Source organism: Streptomyces sp. NPDC039462, assembly GCF_055639375.1.
This window is the reverse complement of record NZ_JBVKAO010000006.1, coordinates 35,404-55,787: the sequence shown is the minus strand read 5'-3', so window position 1 is coordinate 55,787 and position 20,384 is coordinate 35,404. Positions and strand designations below refer to the sequence as shown.

17 protein-coding genes and 1 riboswitch are annotated in these 20,384 nt (G+C 72.7%); of the genes, 7 read left to right on the top strand and 10 right to left on the bottom strand.

The features are described from left to right. Positions 1-34: 34 nt before the first annotated feature. Both ACZ7LU_RS28575 and ACZ7LU_RS28570 read right to left on the bottom strand, forming a co-directional pair. Positions 35-823, bottom strand: a complete 789-nt coding sequence (locus ACZ7LU_RS28575) for a metallophosphoesterase (RefSeq protein ID WP_471918403.1) — start codon at positions 821-823, stop codon at positions 35-37. Continuing rightward, the gene (locus tag ACZ7LU_RS28570) at positions 820-4,245 is read right to left on the bottom strand and encodes an AfsR/SARP family transcriptional regulator (protein WP_471918402.1); all 3,426 of its coding nucleotides are present in this window, start codon (positions 4,243-4,245) and stop codon (positions 820-822) included. The genes ACZ7LU_RS28575 and ACZ7LU_RS28570 overlap by 4 nt, the downstream gene beginning before the upstream one ends. Before the next feature lie 146 nt (positions 4,246-4,391). Between ACZ7LU_RS28570 and ACZ7LU_RS28565 the strand changes: the two genes are divergently transcribed. Continuing rightward, positions 4,392-5,966 carry an MFS transporter gene (locus ACZ7LU_RS28565; protein ID WP_471918401.1) on the top strand — a complete coding sequence of 525 codons (1,575 nt, stop codon included), beginning with the start codon at positions 4,392-4,394 and terminating at the stop codon, positions 5,964-5,966. A 56-nt stretch (positions 5,967-6,022) separates the two neighbouring features. Here the strand turns inward: ACZ7LU_RS28565 and ACZ7LU_RS28560 are convergent, their stop codons facing one another. The 5 genes from ACZ7LU_RS28560 to ACZ7LU_RS28540 form a co-directional block, all read right to left on the bottom strand. Then, on the bottom strand, positions 6,023-6,898 hold the full coding sequence (locus ACZ7LU_RS28560) for an ABC transporter ATP-binding protein (protein WP_471918601.1): 876 nt from the start codon (positions 6,896-6,898) through the stop codon (positions 6,023-6,025). 11 nt (positions 6,899-6,909) lie between these two features. Next, positions 6,910-8,010, bottom strand: coding sequence for a FecCD family ABC transporter permease (locus ACZ7LU_RS28555; protein ID WP_471918400.1), 1,101 nt, complete (start codon positions 8,008-8,010; stop codon positions 6,910-6,912). Further along, positions 8,007-9,050 (bottom strand): ABC transporter substrate-binding protein, encoded by a 1,044-nt coding sequence (locus ACZ7LU_RS28550; protein WP_471918399.1) that lies wholly within the window; start codon positions 9,048-9,050, stop codon positions 8,007-8,009. The genes ACZ7LU_RS28555 and ACZ7LU_RS28550 overlap by 4 nt, the downstream gene beginning before the upstream one ends. Before the next feature lie 66 nt (positions 9,051-9,116). Then, a riboswitch (cobalamin riboswitch) is annotated at positions 9,117-9,301 on the bottom strand. Continuing rightward, entirely contained in the window at positions 9,299-9,787 is a 489-nt protein-coding gene (locus ACZ7LU_RS28545; protein WP_471918398.1) for a VOC family protein, read from the bottom strand. It overlaps the preceding riboswitch by 3 nt. A gap of 5 nt (positions 9,788-9,792) precedes the next feature. After that, positions 9,793-10,653: an AraC family transcriptional regulator gene (locus ACZ7LU_RS28540; RefSeq protein WP_471918397.1), complete on the bottom strand. Its 861-nt coding sequence runs from the start codon at positions 10,651-10,653 to the stop codon at positions 9,793-9,795. Positions 10,654-10,843: 190 nt separating this feature from the next. On the opposite strand from ACZ7LU_RS28540, the gene ACZ7LU_RS28535 reads away from it, so the two are divergent. Both ACZ7LU_RS28535 and ACZ7LU_RS28530 read left to right on the top strand, forming a co-directional pair. After that, positions 10,844-11,974, top strand: coding sequence for an HAD family hydrolase (locus tag ACZ7LU_RS28535; RefSeq protein WP_468716192.1), 1,131 nt, complete (start codon positions 10,844-10,846; stop codon positions 11,972-11,974). A gap of 56 nt (positions 11,975-12,030) precedes the next feature. After that, positions 12,031-12,798, top strand: a complete 768-nt coding sequence (locus ACZ7LU_RS28530) for an alpha/beta hydrolase (protein ID WP_471918396.1) — start codon at positions 12,031-12,033, stop codon at positions 12,796-12,798. A gap of 39 nt (positions 12,799-12,837) precedes the next feature. Here the strand turns inward: ACZ7LU_RS28530 and ACZ7LU_RS28525 are convergent, their stop codons facing one another. Beyond that, a complete protein-coding gene (locus ACZ7LU_RS28525; RefSeq protein ID WP_471918395.1) occupies positions 12,838-13,806 on the bottom strand; it encodes an alpha/beta hydrolase family protein in 969 nt (322 codons plus the stop codon). A 90-nt stretch (positions 13,807-13,896) separates the two neighbouring features. Beyond that, positions 13,897-14,205, bottom strand: a complete 309-nt coding sequence (locus ACZ7LU_RS28520; RefSeq protein ID WP_362997767.1) for a hypothetical protein — start codon at positions 14,203-14,205, stop codon at positions 13,897-13,899. 168 nt (positions 14,206-14,373) lie between these two features. Between ACZ7LU_RS28520 and ACZ7LU_RS28515 the strand changes: the two genes are divergently transcribed. The 4 genes from ACZ7LU_RS28515 (at position 14,374) to ACZ7LU_RS28500 (ending at position 17,910) form a co-directional block, all read left to right on the top strand. Beyond that, positions 14,374-14,742 carry an arsenate reductase family protein gene (locus tag ACZ7LU_RS28515; RefSeq protein WP_398296994.1) on the top strand — a complete coding sequence of 123 codons (369 nt, stop codon included), beginning with the start codon at positions 14,374-14,376 and terminating at the stop codon, positions 14,740-14,742. 208 nt (positions 14,743-14,950) lie between these two features. Next, positions 14,951-15,979 carry a glutamine synthetase gene (gene glnII, locus ACZ7LU_RS28510; protein WP_362997771.1) on the top strand — a complete coding sequence of 343 codons (1,029 nt, stop codon included), beginning with the start codon at positions 14,951-14,953 and terminating at the stop codon, positions 15,977-15,979. Positions 15,980-16,279: 300 nt separating this feature from the next. Continuing rightward, positions 16,280-16,849 carry a winged helix-turn-helix domain-containing protein gene (locus ACZ7LU_RS28505; RefSeq protein WP_471918394.1) on the top strand — a complete coding sequence of 190 codons (570 nt, stop codon included), beginning with the start codon at positions 16,280-16,282 and terminating at the stop codon, positions 16,847-16,849. A gap of 74 nt (positions 16,850-16,923) precedes the next feature. Beyond that, entirely contained in the window at positions 16,924-17,910 is a 987-nt protein-coding gene (locus ACZ7LU_RS28500) for an NAD-dependent epimerase/dehydratase family protein (RefSeq protein WP_471918393.1), read from the top strand. A gap of 66 nt (positions 17,911-17,976) precedes the next feature. Here the strand turns inward: ACZ7LU_RS28500 and ACZ7LU_RS28495 are convergent, their stop codons facing one another. Next, positions 17,977-20,175 (bottom strand): MMPL family transporter, encoded by a 2,199-nt coding sequence (locus ACZ7LU_RS28495; RefSeq protein WP_471918392.1) that lies wholly within the window; start codon positions 20,173-20,175, stop codon positions 17,977-17,979. Positions 20,176-20,384 lie beyond the last annotated feature (209 nt).

Genomic DNA, 20,384 nt, shown 5'->3' with positions numbered 1-20,384 from the left:
TCTTGCCGGGTCAGGGCCGCGTCCCGTAGGGGGATCAGGACGTGGTGAGGGGGATTGGGCGGTAGTGCGTTGTCAGGCGGTTCGTGGGGTCCAGGACGTGGAACGCGACCGCCGGGGGGAGGTCGTGGTGTACGTGGTGGGGCTGGGGTTCCCAGGGGAGGCGGAGGGTGGAGACCACGCCTGGGGCCACCAGGAGGGGGCGGTTCGCGAAGGTGGTGGCCGCGGGGGTGTGTGCGTGGCCTGCGAGGAAGGCCGTGACGTTCGGGTGGCGTGACGTCAGGGCGGCCAGGCGGTGCTCGTCGTGCTGGCGGATGTCGTCCACGTAAGGGGTGTTCAGGGGGACCGGCGGGTGGTGGAAGCCGATCAGGACGGGGTGCGTGGGCGGGGTGTCGGCGAGGAGGGTGGACAGCCACGTCAGGGTTTCGTCCGCCAGTCGGCCGTAGTCCTCGCCGGGGACCGACGTGTCGCACAGGGCCAGCGTGAAGCGGTCCGTGGTGAGTGCGGTGTTGATGGGGGCCGTGCTCGGGGGCTCTCCGGGGGGCGCCGGCTCGCCCAGGAAGTGTTCGCGGAACGCAGGGCGTTCGTCGTGGTTTCCCGGGCAGGTCAGCAGGGGGTGCCGGGTGGCGAGGAGTTCGCGGGCCGCCTCGTACTCGGACGGGGTCGCGTGGTCGGCGATGTCGCCGGTGGCGATGATGGCGTCCAGGTCGTACGGAAGGCTGTTCAGGTACGTCATGACCGCCCTGGTGCGGGCGATGCTGCGGCCGTCGTCCTCTTCGCGCGTGTCTATGTGGGTGTCGCTCAGGTGCGCTATCACGGTCATCATCGCTGCGGGGCCTCGTTCGGTCGGTGGGCGACGGGGGATGTGGCGTTCAGGGTCTTATGTGTCGCCGTTTCTATGCGTGTTACGTCTGCCTGTTCCGTGGCGGGGATCGGGGTGGACGTCGTGGCGCGGAGTTGGGCCGCGGCCGCGAGCAAGTGGGCTGCCTGGGCCGGGCGGCCCGCGCGGGTGTGGGCGCCCGCCATGCCTTCGAGGGCCAGCGCGATCAGGCCGGGGTTGTCGGTGGCGCGCGCGGTCGCGTAGCCCTCGCGGTGCAGGCTCAGGGCCTCCTCCGCGTCGCCCCGCTGCTCGGCGAGGAAGCCGAGCTCGGTGAGGAGCGCGGCCGTCTTGGGGCCCCAGTCCATGGCCCGCGTCCAGGCCAGCCAGGGGCGGAGGCGGGCCTCGGCGTCCGCCGGCCTGCCCCGGCGGCGGGCCGTGCGGCCGAGGCCCAGGTCGGCGAAGTACTCGCCGACGACGTCGGACTGCTCGACGGCGAGGCGGCGCGCCCGCTCGTTCAGGGCGTCGGCGCCGTCGTGGTCGCCGGTCAGCAGGGCGACGCGGCCGAGTCCCGACAGGGCGTGGGAGGCGTCGATCCAGAGGTGCAGGTCCTCCGCGATGCGCAGCGCTTCGCCGTGCAGAGCGCCGGCCCTTTCGGGGTCGCCGGTGACCTCGGCGTGCACGGCGAGCAGCGCCATGGCCTGCGACTGGCCCCAGCCGTCGCCCAGTTCGCGGAAGAGGCGCAGGCTCTGCGCGCCCGCGTCGCCGAGCGTCGCCAGGTCGCTGAGGGTCGCCGCCTGCCGGGCGCGGGTGCTGAGCGCGGCGGCGACGCCCCAGCGGTCGTCCAGGGCGCGCAGTTCCGCGAGGACGGGGGTGATCAGGTCTTCGCCCGCGGAGAGGTCGCCGCAGCCCTGGAGCGCGGCGGCCTGGAACCAGCGGACCCGTGCCCGTCGTACGGGGTCCTCGATGAGGGTGGGTGGGGTGGGTGGGGCGGGCATGCCGGGTGGGGTCTGCGTGGCGTGCGTGGTGTGTGTGACGTGCACTGTCCGTGTGACGTGCGCTGTCTGTGTGGCGTGCGCTGTCTGTGTTCCGGGCGCGGTGCCCGGGCCCGTGTCCTCCGCCGTGCGGGTCAGCGTGCCGACCGCCTGCCGCCAGGCCTGCGCCTCGGCGCGTACGCCCCGCGGTGCCTCGCCCGTCGCGGCCAGGGCCGTGTCGAGGGCGCGGCGCGCCCCGCCCAGGCGGCCGCGCAGGTAGCAGAACCAGGTCGTCGCGTTGACAAGGCGCAGCGCGCGGTGGGCGTCTCCGTGCCGGGCCGCGTCGTGGATGGCCGCGCGTACGTTGGCGGACTCGGCGTCCAGGAGGCGCAGGGCGCGTCGCTGGGCGGGGCCGCGCAGGTCGCGGTCGGCCGCTTCGGCGAGGTCGGTGTAGTAGCGGCGGTGGCGTTCTCGTACGTCGGTGTCCTCGCCCGCGTCGTGCAGGTGCTCCAGGCTGTACGCCGCCACCGATTCGAGCAGGCGGTAGCGGATGCCGTCCGCCGTGTCGACGGTGGCGACCAGGGAACGGTCGACGAGGCGGGCGATCAGGTCGGGGACGTCGGCGGCGGGGACGGCCGCCGCCCGGGGTCCCGCCTCGTCCGGGTCCGCGCACACCGCCTCGGCCGCCCGCAGCGTGCAGCCGTCCGCGTGGACCGCCAGGCGGCGCAGGACGACGCGTTCGGGTTCCGTGAGCAGGGCCCAGCTCCAGTCGATCACGGCGCGAAGTGTCTGCTGGCGGGGCGGGGCGCCGCGGTGGCCCGCGGTGAGGACGCGGAAGCGGTCGTCGAGGCGGGCCGCCAGTTCGTGGACGCCGAGGCCGCGGACGCGGGTTGCGGCGAGTTCGAGGGCGAGCGGCAGGCCGTCCAGGCGTCGGCAGATCGCCGCGACCGGGGCGGCGTTGTCCGCGTCGAGTGCGAAGCCGGGGGCGGTGGCGGTGGCCCGGGCGAGGAACAGTCTGACCGCGCTGGACGCCTGCAGCTCTTCCGGCGTCGGCTCGGCTTCGGGCGACGGTAGTTGCAGTGGGGGGACCGTCTGGAGGGTTTCTCCCGGTACGGCCAGTGGTTCGCGGCTCGTGGCCAGGATCCGCAGGTCCGGGGCCGCCGTCAGCAGCGACTGCACGACCTCCGCGGCTTCTTCGACCACGTGTTCGCAGTTGTCGAGCACGAGCAGGACGCGGCGGGTGCGGAGCGCCGCGGTGATGCGGTCCAGGAGGCCGGCCGGGGTCGCCTGGTCCCCCCGCGGTGCAGCGGTCGTCGTGACGTCGTCGCGGACGTCCAGGGCCGCCGCCACGAGCTCGGCGATTCCGGTCTGCGTCTGTCCGCGCGCGGACAACTCGACCAGGTGGGCCCCTTCGTACTCCCCGTACTCATCCGTCTGATCCAACAGGCGTCCGGCGACCTCAAGAGCCAGGCGCGTCTTGCCGACGCCGCCCGGGCCCGTGAGCGTGAGCAGCCGGCCGTCCTTGAGGTGTGTCCGCGCCTCCTCCACGGCGTGGGTGCGGCCGATGAGGTCGGTGAGGGGCGTGGGGAGGTTGGTGGCACGACGAGGGCGACTCGGCGGGGCCAGCAGGGTGCGTGGGGGTGACGGGGCCGCTGGGGCTGGTGGGACCGCCGAGGCCAGTGGAGTCGGTGGGGCCGGGCTCAGCTCCGGGTCATGGTTCAGGATCGCCGTGTGCAGGGCGGTCAGGGCCGGGCCCGGGTCCACGCCCAGTTCCGTCCGCAGCAGGTCGCTCAGCTCGCGGTACGCGGCGAGTGCCTCGCTCTGGCGGCCCGCGCGGTAGAGCGCGCGCAGGTGCGCGGCACGGAGGCGTTCGCGGAGCGGGTGGCGTGCCACCAGGTCCGCCAACTCGGCTATGTCACCGGCGAGTCTGCGGTCGTCGCCCTCCTCGGCGCGGGCCTCCGCACGGTCCTCCAAGGCCGTCAGCCGCTCCTCCTCCAGGCGCGCGACCGCGGCCTCGGCGAACGTCTCCTCCGCCACGTCCGCGTACGCCGGCCCCCGCCACAGCGCCAGCGCCTCGTCCAGCAACTCCACGCGTACGCGCGGGTCATCGCTCTCGCGCGCCCTCTCCACCAGTACGTGGAAACGGTGGGCGTCGACCGTGCCGGGGGCGGCGTTCAAGGCGTAACCGGCGGGCTGGTGCGTGATCAGCGCGCGGGCTCCGGGCTCCGCGTCGTCGAGGACGCGGCGGAGGCGGGAGATCTTGCTGCGCAGGACCCCGGTGGGGCGGGCCGGCAGGTCCTGGCCCCAGAGGTCGTCGACGATCCGGTCGGCCGGGGCGGGGCGGCCCTCGCGGATCAGCAGGTCGGCGAGGAGCGCGCGCACCTTCGCCTCGGGTACGGGGACCCGCCTGCCGTCGGCCGTCCACACCTCCAGGGGGCCGAGTATCGCGAAGCGCATGCCACCCAACGTAGTCCAGCCTGGCCGGAATTGATCACTCCGGGATTTCTGCTTTCCGAGTCGGCCGCTCTCCACCGGAACCCCGCCGGCCCCCTCCGAAACCCTTCCATAACCTTTCCGGAACCCCTGCCGCCCAGCCTGACGGCATGTCTACTTCCTCAGCTTCTACTGCCTCTGCGGCGCCCGATCCGTCCGCCCCGCCCCCCGCAGGCCCCCGCGAGTGGATCGGTCTCGCCGTCCTCGCGTTCCCCGCGCTCCTGCTCTCCATGGACGTCACCGTCCTCTACATGGCGCTGCCCACCCTCGGCGCCGATCTCCACGCCGACAGCACGCAGTCGCTGTGGATCGCCGACATGTACCCGTTCATGCTGGCGGGCTTCCTCGTCACCATGGGCACGCTCGGCGACCGCATCGGGCGGCGCCGCCTGCTGATGGTCGGCGCCGCCGCGTTCAGCGCGGCCTCCGTGCTGGCCGCGTTCGCCCCGAGCGCCGAACTGCTCATCGCCGCGCGGGCGTTGCTCGGAGTGGCGGGGGCGTCGGTGCTGCCCTCGACGATGTCGCTGATCAGCACCATGTTCCGGCAACCCGCACAGCGGGCCAGTGCCTTCGGGCTGTGGATGATGGCCTTCTCGGTGGGCGCGGTCATCGGGCCCGTCGTGGGCGGCCTGATGCTGGAGCGGTTCTGGTGGGGCTCCGTCTTCCTGCTCGGTGTGCCCGTGATGGCGCTGCTCCTGATCTGCGCGCCCGTGCTGCTGCCCGAGCACCGCGACTCATCGCCCGGGCGCCTCGATCCGCTCAGCGTGCTGCTGTCGCTCGCCGCGATCCTGCCGGTGGTGCACGGCCTCAAGGAGGTGGCGCGGGACGGCGCCGAGCCGCTTCCGCTCGCCTTCGTCGCCGCCGGGCTCGTCGTCGGCCGGATCTTCGTGCTGCGTCAGCGGCGGCTCGCCGACCCCCTGCTCGACCTGCGGCTCTTCGCGGAGCGCGCGTTCAGCGGGGCGCTCGTCGTCTTCCTGCTCGGCATGATCACCCTGCACTCCCTGACCCTGTTCTTCACGCAGTACCTGCAGCTGGTCGAGGGGCTCTCGCCGGTCCGCGCCGGGCTGTGGATGATTCCGTTCGTCGCAGGGACGTTCGCCGGTCTCGGCCTCGCCCCGCGGATCGCGCGCCGCGTGCGGCCGGCCCGGGTCATCGCGGGCGGGCTGCTCGTCGCGAGCGTCGGCTTCGCCCTCATCTCGCGCGTCGACGCGTCGTCGGGGCTCGCCCCGCTCGTCATCGGCAGCACGGTGGTCACGATCGGCTTCGGGCCCCTGATGGTGCTCGGTACGAACATGATCGTGGGGTCGGCGCCGCCGGAGCGGGCCGGGGCGGCGGCCTCGGTGTCGGAGACCGGTGCCGAACTCGGCTCGGCGCTCGGTGTCGCCGTCCTCGGCAGCGTCGGCACGGCCGTCTATCGGGGGCAACTGGCGGACGCGGACGCCTTGGACGCCGTCCCGCACGGAACCGCCGACGCGGCTCGCGAGGGGCTCGCGGCGGTGCGGGGCACGGCCGACGGGCTGCCGGACGGCCCTGCGGCCGAGGCGCTGCTCGGCGCCGCCCGCGACGCCTTCGCCACGGGTCTCGGCACGGTCGCCCTGATCAGCGCCGTGCTGCTGGCGGCGCTCGCGGGACTCACGATGGCGTTGCTGCGGCACGTACGCCCCATCGGGGCGCCGGAGGAGTGAGCGACGCGGGGACCGACGGGCGAACCCCGAGAAAACCGGGGGCCACGGGGGCCACCTCAGCCGCGGAGGAACCGCACCGAAGGCCGGCCCCCCTTCGGAAGACCCCCCTCCGAAAAGCCCCCCTCGGAAGGGTCGCCCTCCCCTGGCGTCACCACCGCCCGCACCCCATAGACCTCGGCGATCAGCTCCTCGGTGATCACCTCGGCCGGGGTGCCCGCCGCGTACGCCGTGCCGTCCTTGAGGACCAGCAGCCGGTCGCAGAACATGGCCGCCAAATTGAGGTCGTGCAGCGCGATCACGCTGGTGACGGGGAGCTCCGCCACCAGCGTCAGCAGGTCCAACTGGTGCTGGATGTCCAGGTGGTTGGTGGGCTCGTCGAGCAGGAGCTCGCGGGGTTCCTGGGCCAGCGCGCGGGCGATCTGGACGCGTTGGCGCTCGCCGCCGGAGAGCGTGTGCCAGGCCTGTCCCGCGCGCTCGGCGAGCCCGGTGCGCGCCAGGGCCTCGCGCACGGCCCGCTCGTCGCGGGCCGTGGGGCCCGACCAGGCGCGGCGGTGCGGGATGCGGCCCAGGCGTACGACATCTCGTACAGTCAACTCGACCTGGGTCGAGGCGTGTTGCTCGACGACGGCGACCCGGCGCGCCACCTCGCGGCGGCCCGTGTCGGACAGCGGGCGGCCGTCCAGGGTGACCACTCCGGAGGCCGGGGCGAGGACGCCCGCGAGGATGCGCAGGAGCGTGGACTTGCCGGATCCGTTGGGGCCGAGGAGCCCCACCATGGCGCCGTCGGGCGGCGCGAGGCTGACGCCGTCGACGACGAGCCGCCCGCCCGCCTCACGGGAGACCCGGTCGGCACGCAGGCCGGGGGCGCCCGGGGCATCCGGGGCGCCCGTGCCGTCCGGCGCGCCCGCGTCACCCGAGGCGCCCGGGAGCATCACGTCGTACGTCATGACGTCCTCCGCGTCCGGTACAGCACGGCCACGAACGCCGGTACGCCGATGAGCGAGGTCACCACGCCGACCGGGACCTCCTGGGGCTCCAGGGCCGTGCGGGCCAGCGTGTCCACCCAGACCAGGAAGACCGCGCCGGCGAGCGCGGTGACCGGGAGCAGCCGGGCGTGGCCGGAGCCGACGACCGCGCGGGCCGCGTGCGGCAGGACGAGGCCGACGAAGCCGATGGCGCCCGCCGAGCTGACCAGGGCCGCGGTCAGGAGAGCGGTCGTGCAGAGCAGGACGAGCCGGGTGCGGGCCACCCGGACGCCCAGCGCCGCCGCGGCCTCCGGGCCGAACGCGAAGGCGTCGAGCGTGCGGGCGTGGCCCAGGCAGACGACCAGCGTGACCGCGAGCACCGCGCCGCACAGCCACACGTCCGTCCAGCCGGTACCGCTGAGGGAGCCGAGGAGCCAGAAGAGGATGCCGCGGGTGGTCTCCGCGTCGCCCGCCGTGAGGACGACGAACGACGTGAGCGCGGAGAACAGCTGCATGGCCGCCACGCCGGACAGCACGACCCGGTCCGTCGTGTCGCCGAGCGTGTGACTCAGGAGCAGGACCAGCGCGAAGGAGCAGAGCGCGCCCGCGAAGGCGCCCGCCGAGACCGAGACCGCTCCCCCGCCGACGCCGAGGACGACGACCGCGACCGCTCCCGTGGACGCCCCGGACGACACCCCGAGCACGAACGGGTCGGCGAGCGGGTTGCGGAGCAGCGACTGCATGACCGCCCCGCAGACCGCGAGGCCCGCGCCGCAGACCGCGGCGAGCAGGGTGCGGGGCATCCGCAGGTTCCAGACGATGCCGTCCCTGATCGGGGTGAGGGGGCTCTCGCCCCAGCCGAGGTGCGCGACGACGGTCGCCCACACGTCCGGCACGGAGATGTCCGCGGGCCCGATGGTGACGGCCACGGAGACGGACAGGACGAGCCCGGCGGCCCCGGCCACCCAGAGGAGGCCGAGCCGCAGTCCGTGCCGTATGGAGAAGACGACGGGGTCGGGGGCATTCGCGGGGAGAGCGGGTGCGGGGACCGTGTCCCTGCCGGGTGCTGCCTCCGTCACTTGACGAGCCCGAATTTCCGCAGGCCCGCGGCGACCTGTTCGATGCCGTCGACCGTGCGGATCGTGGGGTTCATGGCCTGGCCGCTGAGGAGGACGTACCGCTTCTTCTTCACGGCGGTCAGGTTCTTCGTCGCCGGGTTGGTCTCCAGGAACTTGATCTTCGCCGCCGCGCTCTCGGCCGACTGCGACTTGCGCGTGAGGTCGCCGATGACGAGGACGTCGGGGTCGCGGTCGGCGACGGTCTCCCAGTTGATCTGGGGCCATTCCTCGCGGGTGTCGTCGAAGACGTTCTTCGCGCCGAGCTCGCGGGTGATGATGCCGGGCGCGCCGCAGCAGCCCGCCATGTAGGGGGCGTCGGAGTTGGCGAACCAGTACAGGAGCGTCACGTCGGAGGCGGCCGCCTCGTCGATGTCCTTCGTGGCCTTCGTGATACGGCCCTTCAGGTCCGCGACCAGCTTCTCGCCGCGCTTCTCGACGTGGAAGACCTTCGCCAGGTCGCGCACCTCTTTGTAGACCGTGTCCATGGTGAGGGTCTTGACGCGTTTGCCGTCGCCGCCGCTGTCGTTGTCCTTGCCCGCGCAGTCGGTGGGCGAGACGTAGACGGGGACGCCGAGTTCGGTGAACTTCGTGCGGTCGGCGACGCCGCCCTTGCCGACCGTGTAGAGGAAGGAGGCGCTGACGAAGTCGGGCTCCTTGGAGAGGACCTTCTCCAGCGCCGGGTAGCGGTCGGCGAGCCGCTCCACCTTCGCGTTGTCCTTCTCCAGGTTCTTCAGGACCGGGTCGGTCCAGGTGCCGGTGCCGACCATGCGGTCGGCGAGGCCGAGGGAGAGGAGGATCTCCGTGGAACCCTGGTCGAGGGAGACGGCCCGCCGGGGCGCCGCGTCGACCTTCGCCTCCTTGCCGCAGGAGGCGACCGTCACCGGATAGCCGTCGGCGCTCCCGCCCGCCGGCTTCTCCGCGGAGCCGCCGCACGCGGTGAGCGTGAGCGTGCCGGCACAGAGCAGGGCGGACAGAGTGGATATACGGGCTGTCGAGGACACGTGATCCCTTGGGTCTCGCGGCTCATACGCGGAGCCTGGCCTGCGTCACGACCTCCGCCGCCCGGTGTGCGAGCGGAGGCGCCAGCAGGTCTTCGGACTCGGGATCGACCGGGCGGGGCGCCTTCCCGGGCGTCCTGGAACGCCCAGTGGCCGTGGCCCCGCCCGTCCCCCTCACCGCTGCGCGTCAGTTCCGGATTCGCACCGGATTCCCTGGCCCAGGTGTGGGTTTGACTGGCTTGCGCAAGTTATCACGCGTCCTCGCGGGGGCGGTCCGTGCCGTGGACCGGCACGGGCCTCGGCTCGCCGCGGTAGGTGCCGAAGGACCAGCGGTTTCCCTCGGGGTCCTCGATGCCGAACTCGCGGCTGCCGTAGGGCTTGTCCTCGATCTCACGGGTGATCTTGACGCCGGCCTCGGTGAGGCGGGCGTACAGGGCGTCCACATGGTCGGTGACGACGTAGGCACCGGACGTGCCCGGCTTTCCGCAGGCCGCGGCCGCCGACTCGGGGTCGTACGAGCCGAGCATGATGCCGCCGCCCTCGGGCCAGTCGAGCTGGGCGTGGGCCACGCGGCCGCCGTCCTCGTAGACGGCGGTGCGCAGGAAGCCGACGGTGCCGACGAGGAAGTCGATCAGCGCGGGGGCGTCCTCGGCCTGGAGCGCCGGCCAGATGGCGGGGGCGGGTGCGGTTTCAGGGGCGCCAGGCGTGGTGTCGGGTGTGGTATCGGGTGTGGTGTTCATGTCTCTCACTCTTCTCCGCCGCCGTGCGCCCCGGCTTGGATATTCCGGCACTCCTCGGCCAGCCAGCGGGTGGGGCTCGCCTCCGTGTACTGCCGGAAGTCGCGGACGAGGTGGGAGTGGTCGTAATAGCCGGTCTCGGCGGCGACCCGGGCGAGGTCCGGCGGCCCGCCCGCCGCGACGGCGCGGACCACGGCGGCCTTGGCGTGCTGGAAACGCATCAGGCGGGCGGCCTGTTTGGGGCTCAGCCCGGTCTCGGCGCGGAACAGCGCGGTCAGCCGGCGCTCGCTGAGCGCCACGTGCCGGGACAGGCCGCCGAGGGTGCCCGCGCCCCGGTGCCTGGCCAGCCACGCCCAGGCCTCGGCGACCTCCGGGCGCACGGCCCCGGCGGCGCGGTCCTCGGCCGCGCGCCGCCGCAGATAGCCGGAGAGCAGGGCGAAGCGGTCCTCCCAGCGGTCCAGTTCGCACAGGCGCTCGCGGAGGTCGGCGGCGCGGTCGCCGAGGACGTCGGTGCCGCCGACGACGAGCTGCCCGGCCAGTTCCGCGGCGGGCAGCCCGAGGAGCGGGCGGGCCGCGAGGGGGTGCACGGCGAGCTGGATGCCCGCCTCGTGCTCGGGCTGTACGACGTACGCGGGGCTCTGGTGCAGGCCGCCCACGACGATGTCGGTGCGCGCCGCGTCCGGTCCCGTGGCCTGGCCGGGGGTGGCGCCGGTGGCGATGGGGCCGTCCAGCGAGAAGATCAAGGTCAGATACGGGGACGGGAGGCCCCGGTGCAGGGCGGGCCGCTGCCCCGCGGTGCGGTAGCCGACCGCGGAGACGACCATGCCGCCGAGCCGTGGAACGGTCCGGACGAACTCACGGGAGCCCATGCGTTCCAGTATGCGGGGCGTGGCCCGGACGCGTCGCGGAGTCCCCTACCGCTACCCCCGTCCCCCTCCCCCATACCCCCCGCCCCCGGTGACTTCGATCATGGGAAATGAGCGTCCCGGCCCATAGCATGGCGCGCCGCTCCGGACGGGGCCGCGCATCGCTTTCAGGAAACGGCAGGGACGTAGAGACATGGCAGTACGGGCAAAGGGCAAGCTGGCCGTCATCGGTGCCACGGGGGCGCTGGCCGCCGCCGTCCTCGCGGGCAGCGCACTGTGGCCCACCAGCGAGGCGACCGCCGCCGACACCTCCGTGGCCACCGCCCGTGAGCTGTCACACTGGCCGAAGCCCGTCGCGAAGAAGCTCGGCAAGGTCATCGCGGAGAACGGCCACAAGGGCGCGTACGCCGTCTTCGACGCGGACAACACGACGTACCGCAACGACCTCGAAGAGTCGCTGCTGCCCTTCCTGGAGATGAAGGGCGTCCTGAGCCGCAAGACCATGGACCCGTCCCTGAAGGTCATCCCCTTCAAGGACAAGGCCGGGCACAAGGAGAGCCTCTACAGCTACTACAACCGGCTGTGCGAGGTGGACGACCAGGTCTGTTACCCCTGGGCCGCGCAGATCTTCTCCGGCTTCACGCTGAAGGAGCTCAAGGGGTACGTCGACGAGCTCCTCGCGTACAAGAAGCCGATCCCCGCCGAGTACTACGAGGACGGCAAGCTCACGAAGACCGAGGTGAAGGCGCCGGAGTTCTCGCGCGGCATGCAGCAGCTGTACAGGACGCTGCGCTCGCACGGCATCGAGGTGTACGTTGTCAGCGCGGCCGGCGAGGACCTGGTGCGCATGGTGCTCGCCGACCCGAAGTACGGCTACGGCGTGAAGCCGCAGAACGTCATCGGGGTGTCCATGCAGCTCAAGGACCGCAGGACCGGTGAGGTGACCAGTTCCCGCAAGGAGATCGCCGAGGGCCGCTTCGGTGAGAAGGACCGCGAGAAGCTCGCGCAGCGCGAGCTGACGCCGAACCTGTGGGCGCCGCTGACCTGGTACGAGGGCAAGCCCGCGGCGATCAACACGTACATCGACGAGTGGAAGAAGCCGATCCTCGCGGCCGGTGACACGCCGGTCAGCGACGGGCCGATGCTGTTCCACTCCGCCGACGTGGAGCATGGCGGCGTACGCGTCTGGGTCAACCGCAAGGACTCGTACATGAAGCAGCTCGACGGGATGAAGAAGAAGAACGCCGAGCGGCAGCGCGAGCTGGGCCAGAAGGTGACCGCCGACAAGCGGTGGCTGACGGTCACGCCGGATCAGATCGGCTGACGGCGCAGGATTCGGCCGGCGGCCCAAGATTCGGCTCACGGCGCAGGATAGGGAGCATGACTCAGGAATTCCTCGCCACGGAGACCGAACCTGCCCTGTCCGACTTCTCCTTCGCCTGTGACGGCGAGACGTTGAGCTGCGCCGAGGCGCTGCCCGGTGTCGGGCCCGATGCCGGGGTCACTCCGGCCCCCGCCACCACCGTCGTCCTGCTGCACGGCGCGGGCGGCGGCAACAAGGAGCGGCTGGCCGCTCTGCAGGCCGAGTTCGCGGCGCGCGGCTGCCGGGCGCTCGCGCTGGACTTCTCCGGGCACGGCGAAAGCACGGGCGCGCTGCGGGAGTTGAGTCTGCGGCGGCGGTGCGCGCAGGCGGCGGCGGTGGTCGAGGGGCGGGTGCCCGCCTCCGACAGCCTGGTGTTCGTCGGGTTCAGCATGAGCGGGCAGACCGTGGCGGACCTGGTGGCGCACTTCGGCGCGCGGGTCACGGGCATCGGCCTGTGCGCGCCCGCCGTGTACGCGCCGGAGGCCTGGCCGCTGCCCTTCGGCGACGGCGACGGCCGCTTCACCGAGATCATCCGTACGCCGGGCCGGTGGCGCGAGTCCGCCGCGCTGGACGTCTACCGGGGCTTCGGCGGGCGCGCGGTGCTCGTCGTGCCCGGCACCGACGCGGTGATCCCGCCCGAGGTCACGTCGGCCGTCGGCGAGGCGCTCGCCGCCCGGGCCCGGTTCGAGCGCCTCGAACTGCCGGACGCCGACCACGCGTTGGGCGCCTGGCTGCGGGACCACGCGGAGGACCGGCGGCGGCTGGTGGACGCGCTGCTCGGCTGATCCGGGTCACCGGAACACACCACCGGCCGCCGGTCCGGGCTACGTCCCGGGCGTCGCCGCCCACGCCGCCACCCACTTCGCGAGCGCGCCGCCCGCGCGGGTCCACGCGAAGTGGTCGAGCCGGCCGCCCGCCTCCTGCGCCGTGTAGTGGCGGCGGGTGAGGCGGGCCCGCGGGACCTTGCCGAGCAGGTGGTCGAGGGCGGCGGCCGGGGCGAGCGTGTCGCCGTCGACGGAGACCGCGAGGACGGGCAGCTCCAGGGTGGCGAGCGCCGCTTCGTAGTCGAGCGTGGAGCCCTTGCCGCTGTAGCGGCCCGTACGCACCTGCCGGGCCCAGTCGCGCATGACGCCCTTGGGCTGGTCGCCGCCGAAGCCGAGCCGGGTGCCCGGCCAGCGGCCGAGCACGGCAGCCGTCGCCGTGATGAGCGTTTGCGCAAGGAGCAGGCCGGGGCCGCGCCACGGGCCGTACGCGCGGAACCACACCGATCCCGTGGCGACGACCGCCACCCCGTCGACTTCGGAGCCGTCCCGGCCGGCGGCCAGCGATGCGTATACGAGAGCGAGTTGGCCGCCGAGGCTGTGACCGAGGACGTACAGGGGCGGTTCGGTGCCGAGCTCGGCGCGGATCGCCGCGACGACCGCGGGGATGTCCTCCTCGACGATCGCGCGGTAGCCGTGGCCCGGCGCGCCGGGACCGATGGCGCGCGGGGTCGCCTCGCCCTGGCCGCGCAGGTCGACGGTGAGCACCGTCAGCCCTTCGTCGTGCAGTTGGCGCGCGAAGCGGCGGTAGAAGCGGGCGGGGGTGCCCATCGCGGGCAGGATGAGCACCGCGGGGGCCGGGGGCGGCCAGGGTGCCGGGCCGGAGCCGGACGGAAGGAAGCGTTCCGGCGCGGGGGCGCGGAGCGAGCGCACGGGCAGGCGGGTGCCGTCCGGGAGTTCGGCGGTCGTCAGGAGCGGCAGTTCGCCGACGGGTTCCGGCTGGGGCATGCCGACGGGTTCCGGCTGGGTCATGGGGCACAGCATGTCCCATCGCACACATGACCGCACAGACCTGTGCGGGGCCCGCGGAGGACGGCTCCCTCCACGGGCCCCGCGGTCCACTCAGCGGCTGTACCGCATGAGCGCCCGCACCATGTGACAGGTGATGTCGGACGGCGGATGGATCCCGACGTCCTCCGCCATGCGCCGTATCGTGCTGTTCTTCGCCTGGTTCGGCAGATAGACGCCCGAGTCGAGCAGGGCGATGGCCAGGCGCATGGCCTTGAGGCGGCGGTTGTGGTTGACGTACCACTCGCGCGGGCGGCCCGGGGGCAGCGCCTTCTTCTCCAGTGGTGCGTACGGCAAGTCGATCAGGACGGGCTTCGGTACGGTCTTGGACACACGCTTGGACGTGAGTGCGGCAGCGGGCACGGGCATCCTCCTGTCGCGGTCGGGACCCCCCGTCGGGCGCCCTCGAACACTACTGTGATTCTACTGCGGGGCACTGACAATCGCCGCTGGCCAGAGGGGCTTTGGGCTGTTCGAATACGGGGGTGCCGCGCGGCCCGGGACGGGTGTTCCGGAGGTAGCGTGTGGGGCATGGAGATCTGGATCAACCCCGCCTGTTCGAAGTGCCGCAGCGCGCTCACGCTGCTCGACGCGGAGGGCGCCGACTACACCGTCCGCCGCTACCTCGACGACGTGCCGACCGAGGACGAGATCCGTGCCGTCCTCGACCGCCTCGGCCTCGAACCGTGGGACATCACGAGGACCCAGGAGCAGGCCGCCAAGGACCTGGACCTGAAGGACCGTGCGGCCTGGCCCCGCGACGCCTCGGGCCGCGACCGCTGGATCAAGGCTCTCGCCGACCACCCCAAGCTGATCCAGCGCCCCATCATCACGGCCGACGACGGCACGGCGGTGGTGGCCCGCACGGAGGAGGCGGTGCGGGACGCGCTGTCGCGCTGAGACCGCGAGGACGGACGGTGCCGTGAAGCCGGCGGGGCGGTGAAGCCGGGCGGTGTCGTGAAGCCGGACACACCCGCCTCAGGTAACACGGGGTTCACATAAGAGCAACGGTCGGGAAATCGCGGGTTGCCAGGCTGCCGCCCATCACCACGGCACCGCAGCACCCGCACGTTCTGCGCCGTACCGAGCGTTATGAGGATGAGGCCCCGTGACCTTCAAGGCTGAGTACATCTGGATCGACGGCACCGCGCCGACCGCGAAGCTCCGCTCCAAGACCAAGATCCTGGCGGACGACGCGAAGGGCGCCGAGCTGCCGCTCTGGGGCTTCGACGGGTCCAGCACGAACCAGGCCGAGGGCCACGCGTCCGACCGCGTCCTCAAGCCGGTCTACACCTGCCCGGACCCGATCCGCGGCGGCGCCGACGTACTCGTCCTGTGCGAGGTCCTCAACACGGACATGACGCCGCACGAGTCCAACACCCGCGCCGAGCTGGCCGAGGTCGCGGGCCGCTTCGCCGCGCAGGAGCCGATCTTCGGCATCGAGCAGGAGTACACGTTCTTCGAGGGCGACCGCCCGCTCGGCTTCCCCGTCGGCGGCTTCCCCGCCGCGCAGGGCGGCTACTACTGCGGCGTCGGCTCGGACGAGATCTTCGGCCGTGACGTCGTCGAGGCGCACCTGGAGAACTGCCTGAAGGCCGGGCTCGGCATCTCCGGCATCAACGCCGAGGTCATGCCGGGACAGTGGGAGTTCCAGGTCGGCCCGCTGGCTCCGCTGGAGGTCTCCGACCAGCTGTGGATCGCCCGCTGGCTGCTCTACCGCACCGCCGAGGACTTCAAGGTCTCCGCGACCCTCGACCCGAAGCCGGTCAAGGGCGACTGGAACGGCGCCGGCGCGCACACGAACTTCTCGACGAAGGCCATGCGCGAGGGCTACGCGCCCATCATCACCGCCTGCGAGGCCCTCGGTGAGGGCTCGAAGCCGCTGGACCACGTCAAGAACTACGGCGCGGGCATCGACGACCGGCTGACGGGTCTGCACGAGACCGCCCCCTGGGACGAGTACAAGTACGGCGTCTCGGACCGCGGCGCCTCGGTCCGCATCCCCTGGCAGGTCGAGGTGGAGCAGAAGGGCTACATCGAGGACCGCCGCCCGAACGCGAACGTCGACCCGTACGTCGTGACGCGCCTGCTCGTCGACACCTGCTGCACCGCGCTGGAGAAGGCCGGCCAGGTCTGATCCCACCGGTCACCGAGGGGTCGCGCACCGGTCACGGTGGGCGACCCCGTCGTCATCTGATTCAATGGAGCCATGGGCAGCCACCGGATCACCGCGACGGGTCGTCACGACCTCGAGCCCTTCTGGCCCTCCCGGCAGCATCACGACTTCGACCGGGTGTGTTGCCGCGCGATGAACGCGCGGGCCCTGTAAAGCCGTTGCCCCCGGCCTGATGCCGCCGCAACCGGCCTTCGCCTGACGCGCACGACGTACGTCTCGTTCTCGACGACTCCTTCTTCGCGCGAAAGAGCTGACTCCCCCATGGCGAACTCACGTTCCTTCACTGCCTCCGCTCCCACCACCCTCACCCCTCCCCCGGCCCCGGGCCGCGGCCGGCTGCGAGCCGTCGCGCCCGACGAGGTGGTGCAGATCACCGACTTCCTTCCGCCGGGCGCCACTTGGCTGCCCGCGCCGCAGCACACCCTGCCGACCCTGCCGGGACAGCCGCCGATGGTCGGCTACCTCGTCCTCGTGCCGGCCGGGCAGGAACCCGTGACCAGCGCCGCCGAGTCCGTCCTGCCCGAGGCGCCCCCCGCTCCCGGCCCCATCAGGGTCGACCCCGTGCAGCGCGCCGTCGAGGTCGACGGGCGCCCCCTCAACCTCACGTACCTGGAGTTCGAGCTGCTCGCGCACCTCGTCGCGCACCCCCACCGGGTGCACACCCGCGACCAGTTGGTGACGACGGTGTGGGGGTACGGCCACGTGGGCGACGGCCGCACCGTCGACGTCCATGTCGCGCGGCTGCGGCGCAAGCTGGGCGCCGAGCACCGCAGGACGATCCAGACGGTGCGTCGCGTCGGCTACAAGTACGCGCCGCCGACCCCCCGCTGAGCTGCGGTTCCCCTCTCTGCCCCGAGCAGAATCCGGTTCACAGGACCCGGGTCGCCGGGGCAGAGTGCACTGCCATGAGACTTCTGATGCTGGGCGGTACCGAATTCGTGGGGCGTGCGGTCACCGAGGCGGCCCTCGCCCGTGGCTGGGAGGTGACCGTCTTCCACCGCGGTCACCACGCGGCGCCCGAGGGCGCGCGGGCCGTGCACGGTGACCGCACCGTCGAGGGCGGCCTGGCCGCCCTCGACGACGGCGAGTGGGACGTCGTGGTCGACACCTGGTCGGCGGCGCCCCGGGTGGTGCGGGAGTCGGCCCGGCTGCTCGCGTCCCGCGCGGGCCGGTATGTGTACGTGTCGAGCGGCTCCGTGTACCGCTACCCGGGCGAGGCCGGCTCCGACGAGAGCTTCCCCGTGGTGGAAGGCGACCCGGACGCGGAAGCGTCGGCGTACGCGGAGGACAAGCGGGGCGGCGAGCTCGCGGCGATCGCCGAGTTCGGGGCGGAGCGGACAGTGCTCGCGCGGGCCGGGCTGATCCTCGGCCCGTACGAGAACATCGGGCGGCTGCCGTGGTGGCTGAACCGGGTGGCGCGCGGTGGGCCCGTCCTTGCCCCCGGGCCGCGGGACCTCGACATCCAGTACGTCGATGTGCGGGACCTCGCCGAGTTCGTCCTGGACGCGGCCGCCGCCGGGCTGCACGGGGCGTACAACCTGGTCAGTCCCATGGGGCGGATCACGATGGGTGAACTCCTCGACGCCTGCGTGGAGGTGGCGGGCCCGGCGGCGGAGCTGCGCTGGACGGAGCCGCAGGCGGTGCTCGACGCGGGCATCGAGCCGTGGATGGAGCTGCCGGTGTGGCTGGCTCCGGGCGAGCTGCACGACACGATGCACCGGACGTCGTCGGAGAAGGCGGTCGCGGCGGGCCTCAGGACCCGGTCCGCCGCCGAGACGGTGCGCGACACGTGGGAGTGGCTGCGGTCCATCGGCGGGACGGCGCCGCAGCGGCCCGACCGGCCGGTCGTCGGGCTCGCCCCCGAGAAGGAGGCCAAGGCGCTGGGCCTGTGACGTGACACGGCGTGGCCCCGGCACCGGGTGGGCGCCGGGGTCACGTTCACGTGTGCGGGTGCCTCATCAACGCCCGCTGGCCACCGGGGTGTTGTACGGGCCCGGCCGCGGCGGGGCGGCCGGTGCCTCCTCCCCGTGGGAGACCCGCGGGAGCCACCGCAGGTACCGGGGCGTGTGCCAGTTGCGCTCGCCCAGCAGGGCCATCAGGGACGGCAGCAGGATCATGCGGACGACCGTCGCGTCCAGGAGGACCGCCACTCCGAGACCCACCCCCATCTGCTGCATGTCCTGCATGGACAGCGTGCCGAACACCGCGAAGACCGCCACCATGATCACGGCCGCGCCGGTGACCGCGCCCGCCGTGCGCGTGATGCCCTCGCGGATCGCCGAGCGGTTGTCCATGCCGCGGTCGCGGGCCTCGCTGATCCGGGACACCACGAACACGTGGTAGTCCATGGAGAGGCCGAACAGGACGACGAGGACGAACAGCGGCATCCAGTTCTCGATCGCGCCGACCTGCTCCGAGCCGATCAGCTCCGCGCCCCAGCCGTACTGGAAGACGGCGGTCATGACGCCGTAGGCGGCGCCCACCGACAGCAGGTTCAGCGCGATCGACGTCACCGCGATCACCACCGAGCGGAAGCTGAAGAGCATCAGGAGGAAGGTCACCGCGGCGATGAACGCGAAGACCGGGACGATGCCCTTGCTGAGCTGGTCGCTGAAGTCCTCGGACGATGCCAGGTCACCGCCCACGTGGGCCGTCGCGTCCACTCCCTCGAAGGCCGCGGGCACCGTGTCGTCGCGCAGTTCGCGCAGGGCCTTCTTCGCCTCGGCGTCGGTGCCGTCGCCGGGCAACGGGATCTCGATCTCGGCGACGTTCTTCGCCTTGTGGACGGTGAGTTCGGCGCCGTCACCGGCCTTCTCGGTCAGCGAGTCGAGCGCGGCCCGCACCGGCTGCGCGCCGATGTCGTCGGCCTCGACGACCACCCGGGCCGGAGCGGGGCCGCCGGGGAACTCATCAGTGATCCGCTGATAGGAGACGGACAGCGGGGCGTCGGAGCCGAACTGCTTCTCCAGGCCGAGCTGTTCGGTCTTCATGCCGAGCGCGGGAGCGGCGAGGGCGAGCAGGAGGACCGCGGCGCCGACGGCGAAGAACTTCGGGCGGGCGAGGACGGGCCTCAGGATCTTCGCCGCGGTGCCGCCACTGGCGTGCACACCCTTCTTGGCACGGCGGTTGAGGAACGGGATGCGGCCGGCGTCGATGCGGTCGCCGAGCGCGGCGAGCAGCGCGGGCAGGACCGTGACCGAGCCGAGCATCGCCACGCACACCACGAGGATCGTGGCGACGGCGAAGCCCTTGAAGAGGAGCAGCCCGGACAGGAACATGCCCGCCATGGCGACCATGACCGTGAGGCCGGAGACCAGGACGGCGCGGCCGCTGGTGGCCGCGGCGATCCGCAGCGCCGTCTCGGCGTCCCGCCCCGCGGCCCGCTCGTCCCGCTCGCGGCGCAGGTAGAACAGGCAGTAGTCGACGCCGACCGCGAGGCCCATCAGGAACATCACGGAGTACGTCGTCTCGAACAGGTGCAGCTGGTGGCTGGCCAGGGAGAGCAGTCCGAAGGCCGCCACGCACGCGGTGAGCGCGAGCCCCACCGGGAGGAGCGCCGCGACCACGGCACCGAAGGCGACCAGGAGAATGCCGAGCGCGAGCGGCACCGCGGTGAACTCGGCCTTCTTCAAGTCGTCGGCGAGCAGGTCGGACAGGTGCTTCTCGGAGCTGGCGTCGCCGAACTGGTGGACGGTGATGCCGTGCGCCGCGCCGTCCTCCTTCGCCTTCGCCACGGCGTCGAGGACCGCCTCGACGCGGTCGGCGGCCTCATCGGAGGGACCCTTGATCTCAAACCGGAGCAGCGCTTCCCTGCCGTCCTCGGAGGGCAGCGGCGCCTTGAGGTCGCGTACGTCACCGGTCGCGGTCAGCGCCTTCGACAGGTCGGCCGCCGCGTCCCGCCAGCCGCCGGCGGACGCCCCGTCGGAGGCGCTGACCATGACGAGCTCGCCCGCGGGCTCGTCGATGTCCGCGTCCTTCAGGATCTCGGCGGCCCGGCCCGATTCGCCGACCCCCATCTCGTCGTCGGACGCGGTGACCGTGCCGGAGGCCCCGCCGATGACCGTGGCGAGGACCACGAAGACCAGCCAGCCGAGGATGGCCGCCTTCCGGTGGTGTGCGCTCCACACACCGAGTCGTGCCGCGAGATTCCGCCTCATGGCGCTTCGCCCCCATCAGATCTGCGTCTGTATGCGTCGGATAAGACGTCACTCACGCTAGAAATCGGCGGCCGCCCGCCCCAGCCGCCGAAGCCCCCTCTCGCGGAGGCACAGGGCGAGGCCAGGGGTGTCGTCAGGTACACCCCGGGCCCGGGTGGCGGGCCCAATGACCCGCACCCCGGCACCGGCGAAGATATGAACGTGCCGGA

Excerpts from the sequence above, each read along its gene's own strand:
- ACZ7LU_RS28575 (WP_471918403.1), bottom strand. The coding sequence starts at position 823 with ATGATGACCGTGATAGCGCACCTGAGCGACACCCACATAGACACGCGC.
- ACZ7LU_RS28570 (WP_471918402.1), bottom strand. The coding sequence starts at position 4,245 with ATGCGCTTCGCGATACTCGGCCCCCTGGAGGTGTGGACGGCCGACGGC.
- ACZ7LU_RS28565 (WP_471918401.1), top strand. The coding sequence starts at position 4,392 with ATGTCTACTTCCTCAGCTTCTACTGCCTCTGCGGCGCCCGATCCGTCC.
- ACZ7LU_RS28560 (WP_471918601.1), bottom strand. The coding sequence starts at position 6,898 with ATGCTCCCGGGCGCCTCGGGTGACGCGGGCGCGCCGGACGGCACGGGC.
- ACZ7LU_RS28545 (WP_471918398.1), bottom strand. The coding sequence starts at position 9,787 with ATGAACACCACACCCGATACCACACCCGACACCACGCCTGGCGCCCCT.
- ACZ7LU_RS28540 (WP_471918397.1), bottom strand. The coding sequence starts at position 10,653 with ATGGGCTCCCGTGAGTTCGTCCGGACCGTTCCACGGCTCGGCGGCATG.
- ACZ7LU_RS28535 (WP_468716192.1), top strand. The coding sequence starts at position 10,844 with ATGGCAGTACGGGCAAAGGGCAAGCTGGCCGTCATCGGTGCCACGGGG.
- ACZ7LU_RS28530 (WP_471918396.1), top strand. The coding sequence starts at position 12,031 with ATGACTCAGGAATTCCTCGCCACGGAGACCGAACCTGCCCTGTCCGAC.
- ACZ7LU_RS28525 (WP_471918395.1), bottom strand. The coding sequence starts at position 13,806 with ATGACCCAGCCGGAACCCGTCGGCATGCCCCAGCCGGAACCCGTCGGC.
- ACZ7LU_RS28515 (WP_398296994.1), top strand. The coding sequence starts at position 14,374 with ATGGAGATCTGGATCAACCCCGCCTGTTCGAAGTGCCGCAGCGCGCTC.
- ACZ7LU_RS28505 (WP_471918394.1), top strand. The coding sequence starts at position 16,280 with ATGGCGAACTCACGTTCCTTCACTGCCTCCGCTCCCACCACCCTCACC.
- ACZ7LU_RS28500 (WP_471918393.1), top strand. The coding sequence starts at position 16,924 with ATGAGACTTCTGATGCTGGGCGGTACCGAATTCGTGGGGCGTGCGGTC.
- ACZ7LU_RS28495 (WP_471918392.1), bottom strand. The coding sequence starts at position 20,175 with ATGAGGCGGAATCTCGCGGCACGACTCGGTGTGTGGAGCGCACACCAC.